The following is a 24,793-nucleotide window of genomic DNA, read 5'->3' on the forward strand; positions in this document are numbered from 1 at the left end:
GAAGGAGAAGGTTCATGGCAACTTGTAATGGTCGTACCGTTCTTGTCTCGATTATCACTGCTTGCGCACTGCTGGCGCCGTTGAGTGCCGCCCAGGCCCAAGGGAAATCCGGCGCGAACAGCGTTGCTTTGGATGCTCAAAGTCCTGCCATCAAGAACCTTTCCGCCCGCGGAAGCATCGCGAAGGTGCCGGGAACCGTGCAGCAAACCCGCAATCTTTCCGCCAGGGGCAGTCTGGCGCAGGTGACGCCGACTCAGAAGAACGAGCCGAAGGCGACCTTGAATGCCGCAGCCGATATGGCTGGTCTTTAGGCGCACGCTCCATCGAATCGGGCGCTTCCCAGCCGCAACTCAGCGCCGGATTTAGAACTCGTTCTTGAACACGCTTCGTCCAGGGAAGGACGACCCTCAAGCGAGCTTTGATTTCAAACGGGGGAAACGGGCAATCAATCCCCGGCTCTCCGCGTCGCCCTCAGGCAGACTCCAGATTTCACTTCTTCAATTTTTCGATCTCGCCTACATGCGTGAGACCCTCAGTCCGAGTTCGGCAGCCAGCTCGATCCGATCTGCTGGCAGAGGAATGGTCGCAAGTCTGTCTCGCGCTACAAACTTCAACCCCCGCCATGTTAAGGTTTCAGACTGCCCCGAGGACTTTCCCCCTCCACCAAATCCGCAGTGTGCCCATGAATCAAGGCCCCCAATTTGCGAGCGATAACTGGTCCGGGCTATGTCCGGAAGCCATGGAATTTTTCGTCCGGGCCAATGCCGGCAGCGCGCCCGCATACGGGAATGACGAGTGGACTTCGCGCGCCGCGGACGCCATTCGCGAACTATTCGAGCACGATGCGGAGATTTTCTTCGCCTTCAATGGCACGGCGGCGAACAGCATGGCGCTGGCGCATTTGTGCCGGCCCTATCAAGCCGTCATCTGCCATGCCTGGTCACATATAGAGACCGATGAATGCGGAGCTCCTGGATTCTTCACGCAAGGCGCGCGCCTGCTGCTCGCCAGGAGCCAGTCCGGCAAGCTGACACCGGACGCCGTCGAGCAACTCGCAAGCCATGATGGTGACTTCCGCTTTCCCAAGCCAGCGGTCTTAAGCCTCACCCAGTCCACCGAGGTCGGCACCATCTACACGCCATGTGAGATCGCCCTGCTCGCCCAGCTAGCCCAGGAGCGGAACATGAAAGTCCATATGGATGGTGCGCGCCTGATGAACGCGGTCGCGGCGCTCGCTACGAGTCCCGCCGAGGCAACTTGGAAAGCCGGTGTGGACGTCTTGAGTCTGGGCGCTTCCAAAAATGGCGGCGGAATCGGTGATACGGTCGTCTTCTTCGACCGAGAATTGGCGCGTGACTTTGAGTTTCGCTGCAAGCAAAGCGGCCAGATGGCCGCCAAGATGCGCCTGATCGCTGCGCCCTTGCTGGGCCTGATCGAGAGCGGCGCATGGCTCCGCAACGCCCGCCATGCCAACGAATGCGCAGCTTACCTTGCAAAGCGATTGAGCCAGGTGGGCGTCGAGCCGAGGTTTCCGCCAGAGGCCAATGCAGTTTTCGTTCAATTGCCGGAGCGCGCAGTGGATGAACTCCGCCATCGCGGCTGGCCACTTCATGTCAGCGCTTGCCACGGGGCGGCGCGCTTCATGTGCGGATGGGATACGACCCGGGAGCAAATCGATCTTTTGCTCAACGATCTCGAGCAATCCCTCCGCAATCAATCTTGACTGGTTAAGATCACTGCCCCCCCTTGCATTGCGCCCGACTGTTGAAGACTCGGATCGAGGCGCCAACCGAACCTGCCTTGCTTCGGCGGCACGCATGCGTGAATCCGCAACTTCGGACAAGTGGTATTCCTCTTTCGGGCTTAACGGGACTGAATGCGCTCAGGTCATGCTCGCCCGCGCTTTTACAGGCGCCCCAACTCCTCCGCATCCGGCAACACGATGATATGGATTTGGGGTTTTACCCGAACAGGATTTCCACTGGAATCGAATCCGAAAAGAAATGTCTCCACCTCGACGAAATCATCGATGCCAGGCGTCAGTTTGTGAGTGATTTCGGCGTAAATTTCCTCGGCAACCCGCTGCGCGGCCTCATTCCGGGTATGGAATACATCAGCGATTTCCCAATCGGCCCCATTCTTGGCAGCGGCATGAATCACCTCAACCTCGGGCACAAGATAGCCTTCGCCGAATTCGGTGACAAGCGCACACGACTTGAAAGCCTTAGCGACTTCCCATACCGTCCTGCCCGCCCGCAACAGCTCGGGAATTGCGATATAAGGGTCGCGGCGTAAGCGCTCCCCAATCCGCCTCAGCGCCGGTGTATCCCAAAGTTGATCGAAGAACTCATCGTCGGACATTCTCGTTTTCCGCGCGCTTGCTGCCGGTCTTGGGACAGGAGCATACCGGAATGGCCGTGTCTCTGAATGCATTCACGCCCACCGATAGCACCGAATGGACTATTGAATCAATCGGCGCAACGATGGCCCGAGAATCCAAAGCCCCTATGGTAAGATCAGCCGAAACCCTGGATCATGCGGAGAATTTGACGTGAGTGAGTGGCAACCCATCGCATCGGCACCCAAGGATGGCACCGAAATTCTGGTCTGCAAGGCGGGGTCAGAGGAGCTGGCGGAATTGATTTCTTGGAACCAGGTTTTGCTGCGCTGGCTGGACCGTAACGCCGAACCCTACTTCGGCGCTACCCATTGGATGGCAATACCGCCATTTCCCGGGCACTGAGCTTTGCAAGATTCCGCAGCGGCAACGACGCGCTTGCTGGAATCGGCCGGATCAGGTGCCATTCCGTGCGCTGTTGCTTCCACCCGGCGCAATCGGATACGCCGACGACTTCAGGCGCGACGGTACAGGTGTGTCCATTTTTCCACTGGCATCACAGCTACCACGGCGCTGCGACATGCGCAGATTGCGATGCCGCAATTCCTGCAATGCGATAGGCCCGACTCAGCCATTACGGCGCAGGCAACGACAGCTTCCAAGTCAATGAACGATAGAAATGAGCCTTTGGGCGAAATCGAAGCCATCCATTTACTGCGGACGGAGCTACGCCGGCTGACGGAGGCACTGGAAACCCTCATGGCAGACGGATTCCCGATGCGACCCATGTCTGGCAGCCGCAATGGCGTCGAGGAGTGGGAACGATGGCACCTGGACATGGAGAAGCGTATCGCCGACGCTCAAAAGGCGCTGACCCGGACCGAGTTGTTGAGTCGCGACAGCTGAAGCAAAAAAGGCTTGCTTCAACCCATTCTCTACAAGATCCTGTCCAGCCCGCTGGCCAACACCCGACAGACGCATGAAATCAATCGCCGCCCTCAGCCTTCTAGCGCCGCTCTTGTTCACCGGTTGCAGTTCCATCAACTCGGAAATCAAGGATTCCGAAAACCGCATCGAAGAACAACATCTGCTGGATGCCGGATTCAAGATCGTGATCGCGGACACCAAGGAGACTCAGGACATGATGAATACGCTGGCTCCTGAAGCTATCACCCGGATAGAGCGGCCTGAGGGCGTTTTCTACATCTACGCCGATCCGGATACCTGCGCCTGCCTCTATGTGGGTCGCGATATTGAATTTCAGAAGTTGCAGCAACTGGCCGTTGATCGCCAACTATCCGATCAGGCGATGATCGCCCACGAGTTGAGTGAAGACCAGCAGTCCGGTTGGGGAACCATGACGCCGTGGGGATATTGGGGAGGGCCCGATGCATGGAACAATAATCCAAATGGCACGCCGGCATGGGATCCGCATTAAACTGGGGTCTACGCCAATTGGTGTGGAATCGGGTTTCATGTTGGTGGTGTTGCCGGGACATAGGGTGAAGCGAGCAAATGGGCGAGTTTGCCGACATCGGGGTAAATCACATTCAGCAGGTTTTCCAGATTGCGATAGCCTCGAGCGCGGGCAATGGCCGCTTAAATCTGGCTGTTGATCGACTCAGCGGCGGCATTGGAAATACCCTGCTTGTAAGCGTTGATGATCACCTGAAAGTGCTCACGAAAGGTCTTTGCGGGGCTTTTAAAGGCGCCAAGCCACAACGCCGGGCTCATGAGATCCTAGCTGTGTAAAGCTGTCCGCGACCTGGAGCATTACGGCCATTCCGCGCCGGGACGGCCGGTGAAGTTCGCATTACTGCCGTCCTTGCTGAATACGCCGCTGCATCGACCTTAGCCGCTGTTCGGCAGTCCCGATATGCAGACATTCACCGTGAACCTCGAATTGTTCCGCTAACTCGGTCAGGGTCTTGTCGCTTTTGATCGTCGCCAGGGCCACCTTGGCCTTGAAGGCCGCCGAGCGATTCCTTCTCTTTCGTTTCATCTTCTGGGCTCAGGATCTGCCCTCTCGCGGGGGCGGTGATTAGAACAGAGACTTCACTTCAGCGGCTGTCCGATTTTTCGGGGCCGGTTCTGTTTGGACCTACAAGCTGGTTAGGGCATGTACGCGTCATCCGAATTTTGGGAGAGCAGACGTTCGTGAGTTGCTGGGGCAGTTAGGATCGAAGGCGCGAACTCGGAAGGTTGCCTTTATCAGGGATTACTGACCAGTCTTGCAAGCTGAGCCCAGTTACCCGCTGAAACTCGCGGGTGTTTTTGGTCACCAGAACTGCGCGTAATCCGAGCGCGTGGGCGGCGATGAGGAAACTTCGTCGGTCCAATGGGCGTGCCCTGCGCTTGTAACGTCGCCCTAAATGGGCCATAGGGGCGGGCGGACTCCCGGTCGAAAGGTCTGTGTCGCTGAAACGAGAGCCCGTCAGATGGACCTTGTCTCGCAACACCTCATTCAAAACCTTTCCTACTGCAGGTGAAAGTTATCCCGGGCGAAGGCGACTTAAGTGGGTAGCCGCTCTTCAACCCGATACAGCGCCGTATGCCGGCGAATTTGCCACAGGGGTTGCTCCAGTTCGGTCGAGCGGAACAGGCGTCACTGGTCATGCGTAGCACGTTGGGCAGTCCCCGGCGTCGGAATAAAGCCCCGATCCGCATATTTCTCCGCCAGCTATAGGCAGATAGCGACAGACGCCGACAACACCAAATCGCCATCGACCAGCACTGGGACGCGTCCATAAGGATTCAGTTTCAGGAAGCGTGTGTCGCCCTGGGAGAGTCTCACGGGTATCGCTTCGAAGTGCACTCCTAGCTCCTGCAATACCCATCGGCAACGAGCCGACCGTGTGCGCGGCGTCGAATACAGTTTCATGGACAAGCTCGCCAACCTCACCGCCCAGGGGTGGAAGGTCAACGGAATCGGCGCCCCACGGCAATTCGGGGCAGCCATGGCCGTACCTTCAGTCCTGCCAGCGCCGGAAGACGAGACTGGCGTTCACCCCGCCGAAGCCGAAGCCGTTGGATAAGGCATGCTCGATGGCCTTGGGTCTGGCCGCACCACTGACGAGGTCCACGCCGTTGCCGGCCGGATCGGGATTTTTCAGATTCAGCGTGGCGGGCACGATCTGGTCGCGCAGGGCCAGCACCGTAAAAATGGCCTCGATGCCACCGGCCGCACCCAGCAGATGGCCAGTGGCCGACTTGGTCGAACTCACCGCGATGCGCCCTTCCCGGCCAAACAGGCCCTTGATGGCCTCCAGTTCCCCGCGGTCACCCAGCGGCGTGGAGGTGGCATGGGCGTTCAGATGCTGCACATCCGCTGCGGCGAGGCCCGCCTGTTCCAAGGCGGTCTGCATGGCACGCCGCGCGCCGCTGCCATCCTCGGGACCGGCGGTCAGGTGATAGGCATCGGCACTGGTGCCGTAGCCCAGGATTTCGGCAATAGGCTTGGCTCCTCGTGCACGTGCGTGCTCCAGCGCCTCGATCACCAGCAGACCGGCACCTTCCCCCATCACGAATCCGTCGCGCGCACTGTCGAATGGCCGGGATGCTTGTTCCGGCTCGTCGTTGAAGGCGGTGGACAGCGCTCGGGCGGCCGCAAATCCACCCAGGCTGACCTTGTCGATGCAGGCTTCCGCGCCGCCGCACAAGGCGATGTCCGCTTCGCCGCAGCGAATCAACCGCGCGGCGTCGCCGACGGCTTGTACGCCCGCCGCGCAGGCGGTCACCGGAGCTCCCAGAGGCCCCTTTAAGCCATGGCGAATGGACACATGGCCGGCGGCCATGTTGACGAGAAAAGACGGGATCGTGAAAGGCGACAGGCGCTGCACGCCGCGTGAGTCCGTAGTGCGCACGGCGTTGACAATGGCCGGGAAGCCGCCAATGCCGGAGGCGATGATGGTGGCGGTTCGTTCGCGCGCAAGGGCATCGACGGGCCGCCAGCCCGCCTGGGTGATGGCTTCTTCCGCCGCCGCCAAGGCAAACAGGATGAAACGGTCCATCTTGCGTTGATCCTTGGGCGCGGCGGCGACATCGGGATCAAAGCCTGCCTCCGGGTCTTCCGCCTGGGTCGGCACCACGCCCCCCACCTTGGCGGGCAGATCGGCGACCATTTCATCGGGAAGGACCCTGAGACCAGACCGCCCGGCGATCAGGCGCGACCAGACGATGTCCACCCCGCAGCCCAAGGGTGAAACCAGGCCCAACCCAGTGACCACGATACGGCGCGGCTTCATGATTCCTTCTCCTCATCCGGCAAAGATGCGCGGGCGTAGCGCCCATGGATGCGCGCCGCCCGAGCGTGGACCTGAGCGCTGGCCGCCGGCCCCGGATGCAGCCTTACGTTGTCCGGCGTGATCGGCCTTCCGGTGCTCCGGTCGACCAGAATCGGTTCCAGCACTTGACCTGAGTCTCGATCCGCCAGCTGCACCGAAATGCCCTCTGGGGTCAGATGCCGGTTTCCCCAGGCGAGCAGCGCCGCCAGCACTGGAAAAAAGTCGCGGCCCTGGGCCGTCAGCCTGTATTCGTAGCGCGGCGGGCGTTCGTTGTACCGGAGGCGTTCGAGCAAACCGTTTTCGGTCAAATGCTTCAGCCGACGCGTCAGGATGTTTGGCGCGATGCCAAGGCTCGCCTGGAATTCGTCGAAGCGCGAAAGGCCATGGAAGGCATCCCGGAGGATCAGGATGCTCCACCATTCACCGACGCGTTCCAGCGCCCGGGCGGCCGGACATTCCATGTCTTTAAAACTAGTTCGTTGCATTGTGAAAGTAACGTTATCAGCACAGCTTTCATAATGCAAGTCTGTGGGTATTTCATGATCAGCTTGTTTTACCCCCAGTGTGTTGGCCTCGTTGAATTGTCAGCGGTCAAACGTCTGACAACTGTGCGGCGTGACATGGAGGCTGCCTTGTCCTTCATCAAAAAGGCGTTCCAGCAGCAAGGCTTTCCGGAGAAGGACTAGCTCCGCCTTTGAGGCGCTTCAGGAGGAGACCGGGGCCGTGATTGAAGTCCAATAAGCTCAGATGTTTGAAGCGTCGGGTGAGACTCGCCAACGCCGGACAATTACCCGGGGAGGCTCGGATGAGTGCAAACGATCACACATAGCCCTTTTCGAAATCTTCAGTCTCTTCCGTAAGCCCTCATGAACATGTCCACGTTCCGCTCCAAGAGATGCTCGTCCTCTTCGGGCGTCGGCTTGCCAAGCCCCAGCATGGCCTTAATGTGAGCGGCGCCGAGAAACAATGAGAGGAACTGGTCTGCTCCGGTCTCGGTATCGTGGGCCTGCAGGCTACCAGCCGCCACGGCGCCGTCCAGGAAGTCCCGCACGCGGGCGACGATGTTGAGCGGTCCCTGATGGAAGAAGGCGCCGCAGGCGTCAGGCTGCACGCCGGCCTCTGCAAAGAGGACGCGCTGCTTGCGGATGACGTCCTCAGCCCGAATCAGCGCCAGGAAATGGCGGCCGACGAGGGTCAATGCTTTGCGTGGCTCGCCACAGGGCAGGCTTACATCGCTCCCGAAATCGAACGCGGCATCGATACGCTTGCCAATCGTGGCCTCGAACAGCGCCTTCTTGGTGGGGAAGTAGGAGTAGATCGTCATCTTCGACACCCCCGACGCCTTGGCAATCGCTTCCACGCTGGTCCGCTCGAATCCCTGTTCCAGAAAGAGTTGCTCCGCCACCTCGAGGACCCGACGCATGCGCTCCGGATCACGGGGCCGACCCTGCTTGGGTTGTGATGAATTGTTCATAAATTACTTGACCGTCCAGTAAAGTTATGTAGACTTACTTTACGGTCCAGTATAGTTAATGGTGTCGCCATGATCAAATCCAATTCCACTCCCCGCCCGGCACGGACGTTCCGGTACTCATCTATTCCCATCCTCTTGGGAATCCTGGGGCTGGCCGGCTGCTCGACGCCGCCAGAAAACCCTGCCCCGCCCCGCCCGGTGCGCGTCATCCGCGTGGGGGAAGCCGCTGCCCACCCCACAGCCGGCTTCGCAGGTGAGGTCACCGCCCGCAGGGAAACCGCGCTGGCGTTCCGCGTTGCCGGGAAAGTGGTCACCCGGCTTGTGGAGGTGGGCGACCGGGTCCGCAAGGGGCAAGTCATCGCCCGCCTGGACGCCAATGATTACCGGCTGGCCACTCAGAACCTGAAGGCCCAACTCACCGCCGCCAGGGCCGAATGCGAGTTCTCTCGTGCCGATCTGGCTCGTTACCGGGAATTGCTGGACCAGAACATCATCGCCCCGCCGGAATTCGACCGGCGCCAGACCGCCTACACCGGCGCGAAGGAGCGTGTGGCTGCCCTGTCAGCACAGCTGGAGCAGACCGCGAACCAGCTTCGTTATTCCGAGTTGACAGCCGAACGCGATGGTGTCATCTCCGGTTTCAGCGTCGAGGCGGGCGACGTGATCGCTGCGGGGCAGTCGGTGGCGCGGCTGGCCCAACTCGATGAAAAGGAAGTGACTGTCCATGTCCCCGAGCAGAGTATCGGCGATGTCACGCCGGGTCAGGCGGTCGAGGTTTCGCTGTGGTCCCAGGGCGAGCGGCGATTTCGCGGGAGCGTCCGCGAAGTGGCGCCCGCCGCCGATCCCGCGACGCGCACGTACCGCGTGAAAGCGGCACTGCTGGATGGCCGTGATCAGGCGCTGCTGGGCATGACGGCCACGGTCTGGCTGACGACCACCGAGCCCACTGTTCCGGTCATTCCTCGCTCGGCCGTCTTCACCACCCATCAAGATCCGAAGCAGCCCAAGATCTGGCTGCTCGATGCCGACACCGTCAGATCCGTTCCCGTGACGCTGGGGCGGGCCTTGGATGGCGAACACATCGAGGTGGCCGGCGTCGCGCCCGGCCAAACCATCGTCAGCGCGGGTGTGCAGCGGCTCATCGAAGGCCAGGCCGTGCGGGTACTCGCTGCCGAAGGAGGGCGGCCATGAACGGTTTCAATCTCACCGCCTGGGCGCTGCGGCACCGCGCCTTCACCGGAATGCTGATGGTCCTGCTCGTCCTCGGTGGCGTCGTGGCCTATTTCCTCATCGGCCAGGGCGAAGATCCCCAGTTCACCTTCCGCGTCATGGTGGTCAAGACCCTTTATCCCGGAGCCACCGCCGCCGAGGTGGAGGAGCAGATCACCGACCGCTTGGAGAAGAAGCTGCAGGAACTGCCGGATCTGGATTACCTGCGCAGCTATTCCAAGCCGGGCGAATCGGTGATCTTCATCAATGCCCGCGAGGACATTCCGGCCGATGAAATCCCGGATCTCTGGTATCAGGCGCGGAAAAAGGTCGGCGATATCGGCCTTAGGCTACCGCCGGGCGTCATCGGACCCTTCTTCAACGACGAATTCGGCGACACCTACAGCGTCATCTATGCCTTTTCCGGCGAAGGTTTCGGCTACGCCGAGCTGAAGGACTTGGCGGAATCGGCCCGCCAGCGCTTCCTCCGGGTACCGGATGTGGAAAAAGTCGATCTCATAGGCACTCAGGACGAGAAGATCTTCGTGGAATTCTCCGACAAGAAGCTCGCCAAGCTGGGCTTCAGCACCGCGCAGATCGGCGAGGCCTTGCGCGGCCAAAACACCCTGGCATCCACGGGCCAAGTGGAGGAACCCAGACGCAACCTGCCCATCCGGATCACCGGAAGTCTGGCCTCGGTGGACGAGGTGGCAAACCTGGCCGTCCGGGTCAACGGCACGTCCATCAGGATTGCTGATGTGGCGACGGTGCGGCGGGGTTATGAAGAGCCGGCAGAATTCAAGATGCGCTTCAATGGCAAGGACGTGGTCGGGCTGGGCATCACCATGGACAAGACCGGCGACGTGCTGGCCATGGGCAAGGCGCTCCAGGCGGAGATGGACCGCATCCAGGCCGAACTGCCGGTTGGCGCCACCATCGAGCAGGTGGCTGACCAACCCAAGGTGGTGAAGCTGGCCATCGGCGAGTTCCTGCAGACCTTCTTCGAGGCCCTGGGAACGGTGCTGCTGGTGAGCTTCCTGAGTCTCGGCTGGCGGGCCGGCTCCGTGGTGGCACTGACCGTGCCCCTGGTGCTGGCGGGAACCCTGCTGTGCATGCTGGTCTTCGGTATCAATCTGCACCGAATCTCCCTGGGTGCCCTGATCCTTGCGCTGGGGCTGTTGGTGGACGATGCCATGATCGCCATCGAAATGATGGCCCGCAAGCTGGACGAAGGTTGGGACCGCGTCCGGGCCGCCACCTACGCCTATGGCGCCACCGCCTTTCCCATGCTGACCGGCACCCTCATCACCATCGCCGGCTTCCTGCCGGTGGGGCTGGCCCGCTCGTCGGCGGGCGAGTACACGGTGGCGATCTTTCAGGTAGTGGGCATCTCGCTGCTGCTGTCGTGGGTCGGTGCGGTGATCTTCACACCTTATCTGGGCTACTGGATGCTCAAGGGTCAAGCGGATGGTGAAGCGAGCGGCGAGCATTTCGACACGCCCTTCTACAGGCGGCTGCGGCGCTCGGTGCGCTGGTGTGTCGATCACCGCAGCGCGGTAATCGCCCTGACGGTCGCGCTCTTCGGTCTCGGTATCGTCGCCATGAGCCGGGTGCCTCAGCAGTTCTTTCCGCTGTCGAGCCGGCCGGAACTCATGGTGGACCTGTGGCTGCCGGAAGGCAGTTCCTTCGCCGAAACCGAGGCCGCCGCCCGTGATCTGGAAGCCGTCCTCGCCAAGGACGACGATGTGGTCCACTACGCCACCTATGTGGGCGGCGGTAGCCCGCGCTTCTTCCTGCTAATCACGCAGCAGTTGAATCATTCCAACCTGGCCCAGACCATGGTCATGACCCGCGACAAAGCCGCGCGCGAACGGGTGCTGCACCGCTTGCGGGAGTTGTTCCAGACGGATTTTCCACAACTGCGTGGCCGCGTCATGCGCCTGGACGTAGGCCCGCCCCAGGAATACCCGGTGCTGTTCCGGGTGCTAGGCGAAAAACCTGCCGAGGTGCGGCGGATTGCCGATCGGGTCAAGGGTGTTGTCCGGGCCAATCCGCACACGGTGGACGTGAACGATGACTGGGACGAACGCCTGCCATCACTGCGTCTGAAGCTGGATCAGGACAAGGCGCGGGCACTGGGGGTCAGTTCCTTGAGTCTGGCTCAGGCCCTGCGCGGCCATTATTCGGGGCTACCGGTAGGGCAGTTCCGGGAGGGCAACGAGATCATCGACATCGTCTGGCGCTCGCAGCCGCAGCAACGCGCCTCGGCGGCCGAGTTGCCCGATGTTTCGATTCAGACCGGCAACGGCAGAGCCGTGCCGCTCTCCCAGTTGGCCCAACTGGAAACGATGTTCGAGGACGGCATCCGCTGGCGGCGCGACCGCTATCCGGCCATCTCAATACGGGCTGACATCGTCGACGGCGTGCAGGCACCGGATGTGGCGAGCGAGATCATTCCACAGTTGGCAGCCCTTCAGGCCGAACTGCCGCCCGGCTATTTCATGGAGACCGGTGCCGCCAAGGAAGACGCCTGGACCGCACAGAAATCCATATTCGTCTGGATTCCCCTGGTACTGGTCGCGACCTTCGTGCTGCTGATGCTGCAGTTGCAGAACCTGGCCCAGGCCTTCCTGGTATTCCTCACCGCGCCCTTGGGTGTGATCGGCGCCGCCTTCGCCCTGCTGCTGTTTGGCGCGCCCTTCGGCTTCGTGGCCCTGCTGGGCATCCTCGCCCTGGCGGGCATGATCATGCGCAATTCGGTCATTCTGGTGGACCAGATCCAGCAGGACGAGAAAGCGGGACTCAGCACCTACGAGGCGATCGTCGAATCCACTGTGCGCCGCTTCCGGCCCATCCTGCTTACGGCCGCCGCCGCGGTACTGGCGATGATACCCCTGTCGCGCAATGACTTCTTCGGTCCCCAGGCCATCACCATCATGGGCGGGCTCATCGTCGCCACGGCCCTGACCGTGTTCTTCCTGCCGGCGCTGTACGCGGCTTGGTTCAAGGTGGAGCGGGTCGGCTCGCAAGGTTCGAGGCCTGAAGATGGCGGCGCGGAATCGGCCCTTCATCACGCCAACGGAGGTATCCAATGAATACGGCATTTTTCAGTCTTATCACGATCGCAATGCTCAGCCTCGCGGCTTGCACGCCGACCCGAGTCGATCCGAATCTGCAGCTGCCCAGCGTAGCCGATTGGCAGCATGGCGACGCTGAAAGCGGCGTTACTGATCGGGCCGAACTGGAGTCCTGGTGGCAAGGTTTCCGCGATCCGATGCTGGATCAACTGATTGCCGGCGCGATCGCCGCCAACCAGGATCTCCGCATCGCCAAGGCCCGGGTACGGGAGGCCCAGCAGATGGTCACGGTGGCCGAGTCGGTGCTTTACCCGACTCTGGATTTCAACGCCGCCGGCGGGCGCTCGCAAAGCATGGACCGGGTCTTTGCCGCGCCGGGGCCCAAGGGCATCGAACTGATCGCCCCGGCCGGGAATGCCTTTACGGGGGGGCTTGCGGCGCGCTGGGAGATAGACGTGTTCGGCAGCCGCCATCTGGAAGCGGAGGCGGCCGCTGCTCAGGCGTTAGGAGCCCGCGAAGGCGAACGGGCTGTGCTGGTGGGACTGCTCGCCCAAGTGGCGACGAACTATCTCGAACTTCGCGGCGTGCAGGCCAGAACGCAGGTCCTGCAGGACCAGATCGCCAACGAGACCGAGCGGCTGCGGGTTGTTCGCGCCCTGCACAAGACCGGGCTGGCCCGCGACTTCGACGTGGCGCGCCAGGAAACCCAGTTGCACGCCACCGAGGCTGGATTACCTCCGCTTGCTGCCGCCGCGGAAAACCTGATCCACCGGCTCGGGGTGTTGTCAGGCAAGCCGCCGGCAAGCTTCAGCGCCAGCCTCGCCCCGCAAGCACCTTTGCCGACAGCGGCTCCGCAGTTGCCCAAGCTCTTGCCGGCATCGCTGCTGGACCAGCGGCCGGACCTACGACTTGCCAAGGCGCGGGTAGACGCGGCGGCAGCCGACCTCGGCGCGGCGCGGGCCGACCTCTATCCGAAGCTGGTGCTCTCGGTCAGCGGCGGCTTCGGCACGCTGGCGACCGGCGGATACGCCGCCTTGGCCGAAGGCGTCTACGCCCTGGGCTCGGGCATCTCCGCACCCATCTTCAACGCCGGCCGCATCCGGGCGCAGATCACCGCGGCGGATGCGCGTCTGGAACAGACGGCGGTCGACTACGAAAAGACTTTCCTGACAGCGCTCGAAGATGCGGAGAACGCCTATGTCCAACACCGCTCCATAAACGCCCGTCGCAACCGACTCATCCAGGCGGAAGCCACTGCGGAGCTGTCCCGCCGGGAAGCAGGCACTCTGTTTCGGCAAGGGGCGACCGATCTGCTGGGGGTGCTCGATGCCGAGCGCAGCAAATTGCAAATCAGCGACCAAAGAATCGGCGCAGAGACCGGAATAGCGGTGGCGCTGGTATCGCTCTACAGAGCATTCGGAGGCGGATGGTCGGAAGATCTCCGACATAAGGAAGTCGCGAATGTTGACTGAGAGTTGGGTCCTCCGGGGAGTAGCCCTGCAATGGAATGAAATAAAGGGGCGTAGTGCTCTCCTTGAGGAACCCCGAGCCTTACCTGGCAACGTAAGCATTCGAAGCGATATACATCGAGTTAATCTTCTACAAAATCCTAAGAGGACGTCATGTTAAATACCGTAGTTTTTAGCCTCGTCTGGCTGGTCGCCGTTGGCACCGCCGTCGTGCTCATTTCATTCTTCATCGAGGCGATGCGGCCTATCCCCGCAACTCCCGATCGGCTGTCCTGGGCTCCGGATATCCCGATCCAATATGTCACCGTCAATGGCATTCGCCTTCGCTATATCACCGCAGGTGAAGGTCCAATATTGGTTCTCTTGCACACGCTGAGGACGCAACTTGATCTATTCGAGAAAGTTATCCCCGAGCTCGACAAGAGTTTCACTGTCTATGCGGTCGACTACCCCGGTCATGGCTATTCCGACATACCGGCCGCCAAGTACGACGCCGAGTTTTTCGCCGATACGGTCGAGGGTTTTCTGGACGCACTGGATTTGCACAATGTCACCCTTGCCGGAGTCTCCATCGGAGGCTCGATTTCGCTCATGCTCGCGGCTCGAAATAATCTGCGGGTTGAGCGTATTGTGGCGATCAACCCCTACGATTACGCGAAGGGACGCGGAATTGCACGTAGTTCTTTTCTGGCTCGGCTCGTCGTTGCAGTGGCGGATATACCCATATTTGGCGAAACGGTCATGCGATTGCGCCAATTCCTCGTGATGAAATCGATACTGGACGGCGGTGTAGCCGAGTCTGATCACATTCCGCAAGAGTTGCTGATGGAGATGTATCTGCTCGGTAACCGACGCGGCCATTATCGTGCCTTCCTCAGCCTACTTCGCAACGCCGAAAGTTGGGAAACGGCCAGAAAGGATTATTCGAACATCAAGATTCCCGTGCTCCTGCTCTGGGGCGATCGCGATTGGTCGCGGCCCGACGAACGAGAACAGTATCGGAAGATGGTGCCAGACGCTGAAATGGCAACCGTTGAGAAAGGCGGGCATTTCCTACCCCTCGATAGACCCGATGCGGTCATCGAATATCTGCTTGCCTTTCAAGTTTCTGCAGGGCTTCACGCCATAACGTAAGCATGCGGCTACGGGAAAAAGGCGCCTGTCCAAACGTTGCGGCGCCTATACTGTTGCGCTGGCCTTAGCGCCCTACCCTCATTCTGCCCTCAGCTATGCATCCGCATTGCATACGCTTCCGGACCGTTCCTAACCGCCATGTGCGACCACCCGCCGAACGACTACCGGCCTCGCTGACCCTCATCGGCAAGGCTCCAGCCTAAGTGCAACTGCACCCGGCGCTAGCCCCGTTCCAGGTGGCGGGCCTGATGCGGCGTCACTGAATGAAGAGACAGGGATGCGCCGCCGCTAAGACTCCACGTCGCGCCGTATCGAGCTTCGCAGGCCCTGTTTAAGCAATCAGGACCCCGCCAGCGCTTGACCGACCAGCCACCGCTCAAGTCGTCTGAAGTCGGGTTTGTTCGATTCACACAGCAGCGTCGTGCATGTCTATGGAGACCGAAGCGGTGAAAGCCGATCTACCCTGCCTTTCGGATCGTCGATCAATCGAGTGCTGGTTCATGAACTGCGTTGATGCCGGCATGAAAAGAAGTCATTTAACGCGGAGCTTCTCGTGAGGTTACCGTTAGCTTGAAAAAATTCACTCGCCTGATCGGAAACTCTCATGACGAAACGTATAGTTGGATTGATCTTACTAGCCGCCTTGGCTGGCAACGCCATGGCCGCAGAAAGCGGAAACTACGACATTGTTGCCAAGCTGATGCAAGGCCCGGGAAATGTCACTGCGACCGACTCCGGGCGAATAATCATGAGTCAGCATCAGTTCTACGATCCGCAGTATTCGGTGGTCGAATTCCAGGGGAACGACTCGGTCGTACCTTTTCCCAATAAGGCCCTGAACGACCGAAGCGGACATGCGGATCTGACACTGGATTCCGTTCTGGGTATTCGGACGGACAACCAGGGCATCGTCTGGATGCTGGACAACGGCATGCGCAGTGGCATCACGCCAAAGCTCGTTGGCTGGGACACCAAGAACGACAAGCTTCACCGCGTCATCTATCTGCCGCCGCCGGTCGCGCCCAAGGACGCCTTCGTCAATGACTTTGCGATCGACGGCGGACGTAAGCGGATTTTCATCAGTGACCCGGCAGGAGGCGGCAACGCGGCGCTCATCGTGGTCAATCTGGAAACCGGCGCCGCCCGGCGTGTCCTGGAGGGGCATGTCGGCGTGGTACCGGAAAATGTCGATCTGATCATCGACGGCCACCCCGTTCAGGTCAAAGGCGCCGCCGGCCATCTGGTACGGCCCCATATCGGGGTGAACCCCATCACGGAAGACCTGAAGAACGAATGGGTCTATTTCGGCCCCATGCACGGCCTGAGTCTGTATCGCATCAAGGCGGCTGACTTGGCTGACGATAGCCTGGATTCAAAGACGCTGGCCCAGCGCGTGGAACGCTATAGCGCCAAACCCATTTCGGACGGCATCAGCATCGATCGGGACGACAACATCTACCTGGGCGAGTTGGCAGAAAACGCCATTGGCGTGATCAAGCCGGATCGAAGCTATCAGCGGCTCAGCCAGTGCCCCAATCTGTCCTGGGTGGACTCATTCAGCTTCGGCCCCGAAGGCAAACTCTACGGCGTGGTGAATCGCCTGCATCAATCCGCGACGCTCAATGGTGGGGAGCCGCTCTCCAGGCCGCCCTATTTTCTGATCCAGGTCAAAGCCCTGGCTCCGGGCCTGCCAGGGCGATAAGGTCAGGTCGAGTTCGTTTGTTGGTTCAGATCTTGGCAGACGTCCCAGATCTGTTCCCGCAACCAGCGGTGCGCCGGGTCACTCTCGCGTAACGGATGCCAGATCATCACCAGATCATAGCTGGGCAGTTCGATGGGTACCGGCACCACCCGCAACGGCGCCAAACGGACGAACTGCTCGGCGATTCTCAACGGCAAGGACAACAGCATGTCGGTGTTGGCCACGATGAACGGTGCGGAGAGAAAGTGGGGCACGATCAGCGCGATGCGCCGCTCCAACCCACGTTCGGCCAGCCAATCGTCGATCACCCCGGTCCGGGTTCCGGTTCGCGATATCAGCATGTGCTTCAGGCCGACATAGTCCTCCAGTGACACGGTATCGCCCTGAATGCTGGGGTGTTCCTGACGGAGTAAACAGGTCATCCGATCTTCAAACAATTTCCGGCCATTCAGATAAGCAGCCGGTTTCAATATCGCCTCGAATCCGACCACGATATCCAACTCACCGGCTTCCAGCTCCTTCTCCGGAAATGGCAGATCCGTTCGTTTGACGTGGATATCGATGCCGGGCGCTTCCCTGGCAATGCGTTCGATCAAGGGCGGGATGAGCAGGAAATCCATATAGTCCGTCGCCGCCATGACAAAGCGGCGTTGACTCCTAGCGGGGTCGAACACCTCCGGTTGTCGGATCAGGAATTCAACCTCACGCAGAACAGCCCGGACCGGCTCGATGAGCGCCAATGCCCGTTCGGTGGGTTTCATGCCGGACGGCGTCTTCACCAGCAAGGGATCGTCCAGTTGCTGACGAAGCCGTTGCAGCGTATGGCTCATGGCTGATTGCGTTACAAACATGCGTTCCGCCGCGCGGGATACGCTTTGCTCCTGCATCAGCCAATCGAAAGCTACCAGCAGATTCAAGTCGAACTGGCGTAATTCCATCACTCAGTCTCCAAAGTTACAGCAGTCTTTTCGCGCCATCGTATTGAGCCTTGCCTGTCCGTCACAACCGCGAGGCCCGTGATTTTTATTCATACGGCCATGAAAACTCGTCATTTCACACGGTGTGATGCAACGCGTAGTTTGTCGCCATCGTATCGCTCACAGGCTGGATACCAGGCCTCCCTCAACGTAGCCAGGTGATGCAGTGAGCGGTACGGCCCACTATCAACTTGAATCGTAGAGAGGATGCACCATGGCGACTCACATACTCGATATTCCACCTCAACCCTATGCCGGTGAGAAAGCCAGGCTTGCCCGCGCCTATGACTATCTCATCCTGGTATTGGCCATCTTCCTGTTTATCGGCTCCTTTCATCTGCACGTCGCACTGACCGTGGGTGACTGGGATTTCTGGCTGGACTGGAAGGATCGTCAGTGGTGGCCTTTGGTCACCCCGTTGATGGCGATTACTTTCCCGGCTGCCGTTCAGTCGGTCTTATGGACGAATTTCCGCCTGCCCCTCGGAGCCACCTTGTGTGTCGTTTGCCTGTTGATCGGCACCTGGATCACTCGGGTGTTCGCCTACCACTTTTGGAACTATTTCCCCATCAACTCGGTGCTGCCAGCGACCTTGTTGCCCAGTGCGCTGGTTCTCGACGTCATCCTGATGCTGAGCAACAGCCTGACCATAACCAGCATCTTCGGAGGAATGGCCTTCGCATTGCTGTTCTATCCCAGTAACTGGCCCATCTTCGCCATGTTCCATGTGCCGGTGGAATACGGCAATGCCCAATTAACCCTCGCCGACGTCTTCGGTTTTCAGTACATCCGCGCCGGCATGCCGGAATACCTGCGCTTGATCGAACGCGGGACCCTCAGAACCTATGGCCAATACGCAACGCCACTCTCGGCCTTCTGTTCGGCCCTGTTGTGCACGCTGATGTATCCCCTCTGGTGGTACCTGGGGCAGTGGTTCGCCACGGTCCGCTTCGTAAAAAAGATCTGAGTGGAGAATCCCGTCATGCTGAAGATCAAAAAGCTGATTGCCGTCACCCTGTGGGCAGTGACCTGCCTGTTGGCCTCTCAAAGCAGCGTCTACGCCCATGGCGAAAAGGCGCTGGAGCCTTTCATCCGCATGCGCACCATTCAATGGTACGACGTACGCTGGTCGCAAGAACAACTCAAGATCAACGATGAAGTGGTCATCACCGGGAAATTCCACGTTGCCGAGGACTGGCCACGCAGTGTGCCAAAACCGGATGCCACCTATCTCAATGTGTCGACGCCGGGCCCCGTTTTCATCCGCACGGAACGCTATTTGAACGGCCAGCCCTGGGTCAGTTCAACCGCATTGAAACTGGGCGGCGACTACGACTTCAAGATCGTTCTCAAGGCCAGGCTGCCGGGGCGTTTCCACATCCACCCATTCTTCAACCTGCATGACGCAGGCTCGGTCATGGGACCTGGCCACTGGCTCGAAATCAGCGGCGATCCGGCCGCATTCAGCAACCCGGTCAAGACCCTCAGTGGTGATGTGGTCGACATGGAATCCTACGGCTTTGCCAACGCGGTTTCCTGGCACGTGTTCTGGATGGTGCTCGGCGCCACCTGGCTGCTGTGGTGGGTCAGACGGCCGCTGTTCATTCCCCGCTACAAGATGCTCCAGGCAGGCGATGAAAGCGCCTTGATCACGTCCCTGGACAAGACCATCGCCAAAGCCATACTGGTCGTCGTGCCGCTGTTCGTCTTCGGCGCGTATGCCGTGACGGACAGCCAGTATCCGAATGCCATTCCGCTGCAGGCCGCCCTCGATCAGATCGAGCCTTTGACTCCGGAGGTCAACAACGGCCTGATCCAGGTCAAGGTGAAACGGAGCGAATACCACGTGCCGGGACGGGCGATGGTCATGACGGCGCAAATCCACAACCTCTCCGACCAACCCGTCCGGGTGGGCGAGTTTGCCAGCGGCAATTTGCGGTTCATCAACTCCACGGTCGGAATGGCATACCAGGATCATGGCGATCCCCTGGTCGCGCAGACGGGTTTGAAGGTGGACTCCCCTGAGCCTATCCAGCCCGGGGAAACCCGCACCGTACAGATCGAAGCCGCAGACGCCCTGTGGGAGACGGAACAGTTGGACGGTTTATTCCGCGATGCCGACAGCCGTCTGGGCGGTTTGCTGTTCCTTTACGACGCAACGGGCAAGCGCTACGCGGCGAGCGTGGCCACCGCCGTCATTCCGCAGTTCAACTGAATTCAAGTGACCGAACTGGACAACCAACAACCGAAACTACTACGAGGAGAACATCATGGCCGTTACATCACCAGAAATTCTGCCCATCCCCAGGGGGCAGCAAAAAACCTCGCTACCATGGTACAACCGGGATTTACATAAATACTTAGCCACCTTTGCCGGCCTTGCGGTGATGTATGTCGGCCTCAGGCTATATCAGGGCGCTTATGGCGTCCTGGCGGGGTTGGATTCGACGGAGCCGGCCTTCGCGACCCATTGGATGCGCCTGTTCCATATCGAACTGGGCGTGCTGGCCCTGGTCTTCCCGGGGCTTTGGGGCTATCTCTGGTTTACCCGCGACCAAAATATGGATGCCATGACACCCAAGGAGGAAATCCGGAGGTACTTCACGCTGACCATGTGGATCAGCATTTACACCTTCGCCGTTTACTGGGCGGGGAGCTATTTCGCCGAGCAGGATAATTCCTGGCACCAGGTCTCCATCCGCGACACGCCGTTCACCGCCAACCACATCATCGAGTTCTACTTCAACTTCCCCCTCTACGTCTTGCTGGGGGGATCGGCCTGGATCTACGCCAGAACCCGCCTGCCGCTTTACGCCAAGGGCATCTCCCTGCCACTGACTCTGGCGGTCATCGGTCCTTTCATGATTCTGGTCAGCGTGGGATTCAATGAGTGGGGACATACCTTCTGGTTTCGCGAGGAGTTTTTCGCCGCACCGATCCATTGGGGCTTCGTCATCGGCGTCTGGTTTGCGCTCGGTGTCGGTGGCATTTTGCTGCAACAAGTGATCCGTCTGGTCGAATTGCTGGATCAAATCGAAGACGTTCCCTAGCGCCCGCGCCCTTGAACGCCTGTTCTCCATCCGGCCCATAACAACGCGGCCGGTTGGAGAACCTCAGGCCGCTTCCGGTAACTCCACTTTATGAAACAACTTAATGGGCAACGGTAAATCATCCCCACGCGCTGTGCATTACGCCTGGATCGTTCTCGCGGTTACTTTCGTGACTTTGTTGGCGACGGCTGGCTTGCGCTCTGTTCCGGGCATCATCATCCCTTCTCTGGAACGGGAGTTCGGTTGGTCACGGGAATCCATCACCTTCGCGGTGTCAGTCAATCTGTTGCTGTTCGGTCTGGCCGGCCCTTTTCTCGGTCGGTGGATGGACCTCTACGGCCCGAGGGTGGTGATGCTGACAACGGCCGGACTCACCAGCCTGGGCGCCTTGGCGACCTTGTTCATGCACGCCACCTGGCAGATGACACTGTGTTGGGGCGTCATCATGGGCGCAGGTTCCGCAGGGTGCTCCATGGTCATGGGCTCGGCGGTGGTAAGCCGCTGGTTCATCGCCAGGCGCGGCCTGGCACTGGGCATTCTGGGTGCGGCGATGTCCGCCGGGCAGCTGATCTTTACGCCCATCCTGATGCACCTGGATATGACCTATGGATGGCGGTCGACGACCTTGTTCGTTGCCCTGATGACCGGCGTCGTGGCCTTACCCCTTATCTTGCTGTTGATGCGGGACACCCCTGCGAGCCTGGGACTCGGGCCGCTGGGTGACGAACCAAGTGCGGAGAAACTGCCAAAACCGGATCGTCATCCGATGAAACATGCGTTGCGCACGCGCGAATTCTGGCTCCTGGCGTCGAGCTTCGGCATTTGCGGATTGACCACCTCCGGCCTGCTGCAAACGCACCTGATCCCCCATGGACTGGAACACGGCTTCTCCGAAATGACAATGGCGGCTTCGCTGGGAATGATGGGGGCCGCCGACATCATTGGCACGATCGGATCCGGCTGGATTTGCGACCGATTCGGAAAGCGCGGGCCACTGGCGATTTATTACCTGCTGCGCGGCGCCTCATTGCTCCTTCTGCCTTTCATCGAGCAGTCGGAAATGCTCATGGCGTTTTCAGTGTTCTACGGGTTGAACTGGCTGTCCACAGTCCCGGCGACTTCGGCACTGACCGCGGATTTTTTCGGCAAACAAAACGTCGGTGTCGTGTTCGGATGGATCTTCTGCGCACATCAGGTAGGCGCAGCAATCGCGGCTTACGGAGCAAGCTTCATTCACACCTGGATGGGGAATTACTCGCCGGTTTTTATGGCTGCGGGGGCCTTCGCAATAATCGCCACCGGATTGGTTTGGGGGATTCCCAGGAAATCTTTGAGCTTGGTTCGAGCCTAGGAGAAAAATTATGCCGTTGGTCAGACGTTAAGTTAGGCTCTGTCGACGTTAAACGTCGGTTCGCACAGTCAGACGAGTGCCTCCATGTCCTGTCCGGAGGGGTTGGCGCGGGTGAAGCCTATCGGCTGCTGAAGTCTGAATCGCGCTGGGCAACAGCGCTACGTAGGCACCCTCTCTTGCCAAAACGGGTTGCCAGTCGCGAAATGCCCGCCAGGTCTTCAAATTGCCAGGGGCGGATGAATCTCGACCCATTGAATGACGATGTGCAGCGTCCCAGGACAAGAAACGACGAAAACATCGACTCGAACGTGAAAACTATCGCTGATTGATCAGCAAAGATTTGTAGATTTCGCGAAGAAACGCTGTTCCAAATCCGCAATCTTGGGGAGCGGAGTTTTTCAACACACTCAGACACGCGGTGGCTATTCGCTTTACAATCAGGTCACCCTTACCCTCACGCTCTGATTCGTATTCGGGTCGCTATGATAAAATCAAATTAATGCCTATTCGCGCTTGCTAGCGTGTTGACTGGCTGCTCGCGCCCCTTTCCGGAGATTCCCTGGCTTCCCCGAGAGCAGCAGCATCTTTCCGAGTTACAAGGCAAGGCGAACTTTAGCAGCCGTCTCGAGCTTGCGCGCCTCTATTTTCAGCATAACCGCATAGATGACGCCGGTGACATTCTAGATTCGCTGGTCGGCGAACAGCCCAATAACGTAGAATCAAAAGCCTGGCACGCCGCTAACCGCTGTAAACTGGCGGAACGCAGAGGGCCTTGGCTGCTCAGCAGCGACAAGATGATGCTGCTTTGGAGTGGTATGACCGAGCTCGAACGCGCCGGGCATCAAGCCGGCGACAACCTGTCTGTTGCACTCGCGGAAATTTACACGGATACGGCGGCCGAGGTGTTTGGCGCCAAGCGCCGAGCCTATCGGGCCAGAGATCGCCTGCAGCAGCGCATTGAGTCGAAGGGAGAGACATACTCCACGACGGAAAAAGCAGCCTGATATCAGGCAGCCGCCCTCTTGGCAATCCGGCATGGTGACAGCGCCGGCGCCCGCATCTACCTCGAGCGTATTATAAGCCTTGGGGACCAGGAGTCGGCCGAACGGGCGCGACAGATGATGCTCACACTGGAGGCAAGCGGGACGGGTTGAACTGAAGAACACAAAGCTGATGTGCGCTTGCTGGCGAGGCAACCATTCTGTGCCTTAAACTAACAAAAAAACCAAGATCAGTAGGCCTCGACAAAAAGGGCTGTTAACGTGCGTCATGGTTTGACCACGACGCGCAGTTGGCATTTCTCGGGGCAATTTTTTGTTGTAAGCCGCGATTTCCCAGGAATGCTTGATTTGTATCCATGATCAACGCTATCCGCACAGACTTGGTCAATATTAATACACGGGCACAGATAGTGAGGCGGAACGGCCATCAAACCTGTTGGAACCCTTGTTCACGCGCGCCTCGACCCAATCGACCAACGCGACCCAAAGATTACTTAATAAACAGTGATCATGGGGCCTTAACGTCGATGGTTTTTAAAAGTAACCCAGAAGTGCGCAAAACATCAAGCTCGGCCTCAGTCTCGGCTTGAACCAGCTCGACATAGGTGAGTTGGGTATCGGTGCGCGAGCGTGAAGCATCCAAAAGTTCGAGTAAGGTTCCCTTTCCCAAGCGATAGCTGGCCTCGCCCATTGCCTTGAGAGCGGGCAATTTGGCCATGACACTTTGTTCAAACTGGACGCGAGACTCCCGTCTGAGCTTCAGCTGATCGACAGCCCGCTCAAGCGCACCGCGGGTTCTTGCGGTGGCATACTGCCGATCGAGAATGGCCGACTGCTTTTCCGCGGCGGCTTTGGCCATTCCGCCCTGGCCACGATCGAACAGGGGTAGCTCAACCGAGAAACCGGCGAATGTCGTGTTGCCGTAAGGCTTGTCGGTGAAGGCGGACCCAACCAGTACCGAAGGCACCGGCCAACGCTCCCGGCGCGCGCGCTCCAGATTGGCATCGGCCGCCAGTTCATTGCGCCGCGCGCTTTCCAGGTCAGGATTGGCCTGTTCCGCTTCTTTCCAAAGCTTTTTTGCGTCAGCCGGAATCCCTAGCGGCGAAAGGTCACCGGTCGGAATTGGCTTCCAATCCGGCAAACCCAACATGGCTCCCAGTTCGCCTACTGTTGAAGCCAGATCGTTGCGTACCGTTTCAAGGCGGCTCTGCAGTCCCTTAGTTTCGATAGTCGCCCTGAGCACGTCATATTGGCTCGCGGTCCCCGCCTGCGCCCGGCCTTCAACCACCGCGGACAGATGCTGCATATCGGCATTACTTTGCTCCAGGACCGAAATGCGGCGTTGCTCCACCAGCATCTCGAGAAACAGGCGCCAGACCTGCTGGATCAGGTCCGCGAATTCGCTTTCGATGCCCGCTTCGGTGGCTTCGACCTGCTTTTCGGCGGCCGCGACCCGGGCGCCACGCTGCCCGGCGATGAGCAAGGGAACTTCCAGGGTCACTTCCTGCTGGACGTTGCCCTCATACATCGTGTTGTTCCGGCTGATCAGGTCATAGCGTCCGTAACTGACCCTCGGATTGGGCAGGACTCCGGCCGCCACCACATCCGCCCGGCTCCTCTCCAGGCGCTGGCGCATCGCCGCGTACCGAGGGCTCTTGTCCCGGACGATGCTCAACAATTCCCCGATGGTGACGGTTTTCGGGAGGGCTTCCTGAGGAGCGGCGAGAC

23 protein-coding genes and 1 pseudogene are annotated in these 24,793 nt (G+C 59.7%); 16 read left to right on the forward strand and 8 right to left on the reverse strand.

Annotated elements, in window-relative coordinates; all coding sequences use genetic code 11:
* Window positions 1-14 precede the first annotated feature (14 nt).
* Together EK23_RS15470 and EK23_RS15475 are read left to right on the forward strand one after the other, a co-directional pair.
* Window positions 15-311 carry a hypothetical protein gene (locus EK23_RS15470; protein ID WP_145998691.1) on the forward strand — a complete coding sequence of 99 codons (297 nt, stop codon included), beginning with the start codon at window positions 15-17 and terminating at the stop codon, window positions 309-311.
* Window positions 312-682: 371 nt separating this feature from the next.
* Window positions 683-1,723: a threonine aldolase family protein gene (locus tag EK23_RS15475; RefSeq protein WP_045226274.1), complete on the forward strand. Its 1,041-nt coding sequence runs from the start codon at window positions 683-685 to the stop codon at window positions 1,721-1,723.
* Between the two features lie 182 nt (window positions 1,724-1,905).
* Here the strand turns inward: EK23_RS15475 and EK23_RS15480 are convergent, their stop codons facing one another.
* Window positions 1,906-2,361 (reverse strand): hypothetical protein, encoded by a 456-nt coding sequence (locus EK23_RS15480; protein ID WP_045226275.1) that lies wholly within the window; start codon window positions 2,359-2,361, stop codon window positions 1,906-1,908.
* A gap of 190 nt (window positions 2,362-2,551) precedes the next feature.
* Here EK23_RS15480 and EK23_RS15485 point away from each other — a divergent pair, with 190 nt between their 5' ends.
* The 4 genes from EK23_RS15485 (at window position 2,552) to EK23_RS24870 (ending at window position 4,090) form a co-directional block, all read left to right on the forward strand.
* A complete protein-coding gene (locus EK23_RS15485) occupies window positions 2,552-2,743 on the forward strand; it encodes a hypothetical protein (RefSeq protein ID WP_045226276.1) in 192 nt (63 codons plus the stop codon).
* Window positions 2,744-3,004: 261 nt separating this feature from the next.
* Window positions 3,005-3,244 (forward strand): hypothetical protein, encoded by a 240-nt coding sequence (locus tag EK23_RS15490; RefSeq protein ID WP_145998692.1) that lies wholly within the window; start codon window positions 3,005-3,007, stop codon window positions 3,242-3,244.
* A gap of 73 nt (window positions 3,245-3,317) precedes the next feature.
* Complete coding sequence (locus EK23_RS21950) at window positions 3,318-3,776, forward strand: hypothetical protein (protein WP_145998693.1); 459 nt, start codon at window positions 3,318-3,320, stop codon at window positions 3,774-3,776.
* 77 nt (window positions 3,777-3,853) lie between these two features.
* Window positions 3,854-4,090, forward strand: a complete 237-nt coding sequence (locus EK23_RS24870) for a hypothetical protein (protein ID WP_235282110.1) — start codon at window positions 3,854-3,856, stop codon at window positions 4,088-4,090.
* Between the two features lie 139 nt (window positions 4,091-4,229).
* Here the strand turns inward: EK23_RS24870 and EK23_RS24925 are convergent.
* From EK23_RS24925 to EK23_RS15515, 5 genes and pseudogenes are all read right to left on the reverse strand, one after another.
* Window positions 4,230-4,340, reverse strand: a pseudogene (locus EK23_RS24925) (transposase); the annotation flags it as partial.
* A gap of 678 nt (window positions 4,341-5,018) precedes the next feature.
* Window positions 5,019-5,297: a glutathione S-transferase N-terminal domain-containing protein gene (locus EK23_RS24725; protein ID WP_082054238.1), complete on the reverse strand. Its 279-nt coding sequence runs from the start codon at window positions 5,295-5,297 to the stop codon at window positions 5,019-5,021.
* A gap of 10 nt (window positions 5,298-5,307) precedes the next feature.
* Window positions 5,308-6,582 (reverse strand): beta-ketoacyl-ACP synthase II, encoded by a 1,275-nt coding sequence (fabF, locus tag EK23_RS15505; RefSeq protein ID WP_045226278.1) that lies wholly within the window; start codon window positions 6,580-6,582, stop codon window positions 5,308-5,310.
* Complete coding sequence (locus tag EK23_RS15510) at window positions 6,579-7,145, reverse strand: winged helix-turn-helix transcriptional regulator (protein ID WP_235282111.1); 567 nt, start codon at window positions 7,143-7,145, stop codon at window positions 6,579-6,581. The genes fabF and EK23_RS15510 overlap by 4 nt, the downstream gene beginning before the upstream one ends.
* A gap of 320 nt (window positions 7,146-7,465) precedes the next feature.
* Window positions 7,466-8,044: a TetR/AcrR family transcriptional regulator gene (locus tag EK23_RS15515; RefSeq protein ID WP_052808239.1), complete on the reverse strand. Its 579-nt coding sequence runs from the start codon at window positions 8,042-8,044 to the stop codon at window positions 7,466-7,468.
* 120 nt (window positions 8,045-8,164) lie between these two features.
* Here EK23_RS15515 and EK23_RS15520 point away from each other — a divergent pair, with 120 nt between their 5' ends.
* The 5 genes from EK23_RS15520 (at window position 8,165) to EK23_RS15540 (ending at window position 16,686) form a co-directional block, all read left to right on the forward strand.
* Entirely contained in the window at window positions 8,165-9,286 is a 1,122-nt protein-coding gene (locus EK23_RS15520; RefSeq protein ID WP_045226281.1) for an efflux RND transporter periplasmic adaptor subunit, read from the forward strand.
* A complete protein-coding gene (locus tag EK23_RS15525) occupies window positions 9,283-12,399 on the forward strand; it encodes an efflux RND transporter permease subunit (protein ID WP_045226282.1) in 3,117 nt (1,038 codons plus the stop codon). Before EK23_RS15520 ends, EK23_RS15525 begins: the two co-directional genes overlap by 4 nt.
* A complete protein-coding gene (locus EK23_RS15530) occupies window positions 12,396-13,853 on the forward strand; it encodes an efflux transporter outer membrane subunit (RefSeq protein WP_045226283.1) in 1,458 nt (485 codons plus the stop codon). The genes EK23_RS15525 and EK23_RS15530 overlap by 4 nt, the downstream gene beginning before the upstream one ends.
* A gap of 150 nt (window positions 13,854-14,003) precedes the next feature.
* Window positions 14,004-14,984: an alpha/beta fold hydrolase gene (locus tag EK23_RS15535; RefSeq protein WP_052808240.1), complete on the forward strand. Its 981-nt coding sequence runs from the start codon at window positions 14,004-14,006 to the stop codon at window positions 14,982-14,984.
* A 604-nt stretch (window positions 14,985-15,588) separates the two neighbouring features.
* The gene (locus tag EK23_RS15540) at window positions 15,589-16,686 is read left to right on the forward strand and encodes an L-dopachrome tautomerase-related protein (protein ID WP_097990988.1); all 1,098 of its coding nucleotides are present in this window, start codon (window positions 15,589-15,591) and stop codon (window positions 16,684-16,686) included.
* A 2-nt stretch (window positions 16,687-16,688) separates the two neighbouring features.
* Here EK23_RS15540 and EK23_RS15545 read toward each other — a convergent pair whose 3' ends face one another.
* A complete protein-coding gene (locus tag EK23_RS15545) occupies window positions 16,689-17,624 on the reverse strand; it encodes a LysR family transcriptional regulator (protein WP_045226284.1) in 936 nt (311 codons plus the stop codon).
* Window positions 17,625-17,877: 253 nt separating this feature from the next.
* On the opposite strand from EK23_RS15545, the gene amoA reads away from it, so the two are divergent.
* From amoA to EK23_RS15570, 5 genes are all read left to right on the forward strand, one after another.
* Entirely contained in the window at window positions 17,878-18,630 is a 753-nt protein-coding gene (gene amoA / locus EK23_RS15550) for a bacterial ammonia monooxygenase, subunit AmoA (RefSeq protein WP_045226285.1), read from the forward strand.
* Between the two features lie 15 nt (window positions 18,631-18,645).
* Window positions 18,646-19,878 (forward strand): bacterial ammonia monooxygenase, subunit AmoB, encoded by a 1,233-nt coding sequence (gene amoB, locus EK23_RS15555; RefSeq protein ID WP_045226286.1) that lies wholly within the window; start codon window positions 18,646-18,648, stop codon window positions 19,876-19,878.
* Window positions 19,879-19,933: 55 nt separating this feature from the next.
* A complete protein-coding gene (gene amoC / locus EK23_RS15560; RefSeq protein ID WP_045226287.1) occupies window positions 19,934-20,713 on the forward strand; it encodes a bacterial ammonia monooxygenase, subunit AmoC in 780 nt (259 codons plus the stop codon).
* 103 nt (window positions 20,714-20,816) lie between these two features.
* On the forward strand, window positions 20,817-22,064 hold the full coding sequence (locus tag EK23_RS15565) for an MFS transporter (RefSeq protein WP_045226288.1): 1,248 nt from the start codon (window positions 20,817-20,819) through the stop codon (window positions 22,062-22,064).
* A 521-nt stretch (window positions 22,065-22,585) separates the two neighbouring features.
* Window positions 22,586-23,068 (forward strand): hypothetical protein, encoded by a 483-nt coding sequence (locus EK23_RS15570; protein ID WP_145998695.1) that lies wholly within the window; start codon window positions 22,586-22,588, stop codon window positions 23,066-23,068.
* Between the two features lie 505 nt (window positions 23,069-23,573).
* Here the strand turns inward: EK23_RS15570 and EK23_RS15575 are convergent.
* Window positions 23,574-24,743, reverse strand: coding sequence for a TolC family protein (locus EK23_RS15575; protein WP_327037062.1), 1,170 nt, complete (start codon window positions 24,741-24,743; stop codon window positions 23,574-23,576).
* Window positions 24,744-24,793 lie beyond the last annotated feature (50 nt).

Origin of the sequence: Methyloterricola oryzae, from assembly GCF_000934725.1 — a bacterium.
Classification (GTDB): Bacteria; Pseudomonadota; Gammaproteobacteria; order Methylococcales; family Methylococcaceae; genus Methyloterricola; species Methyloterricola oryzae.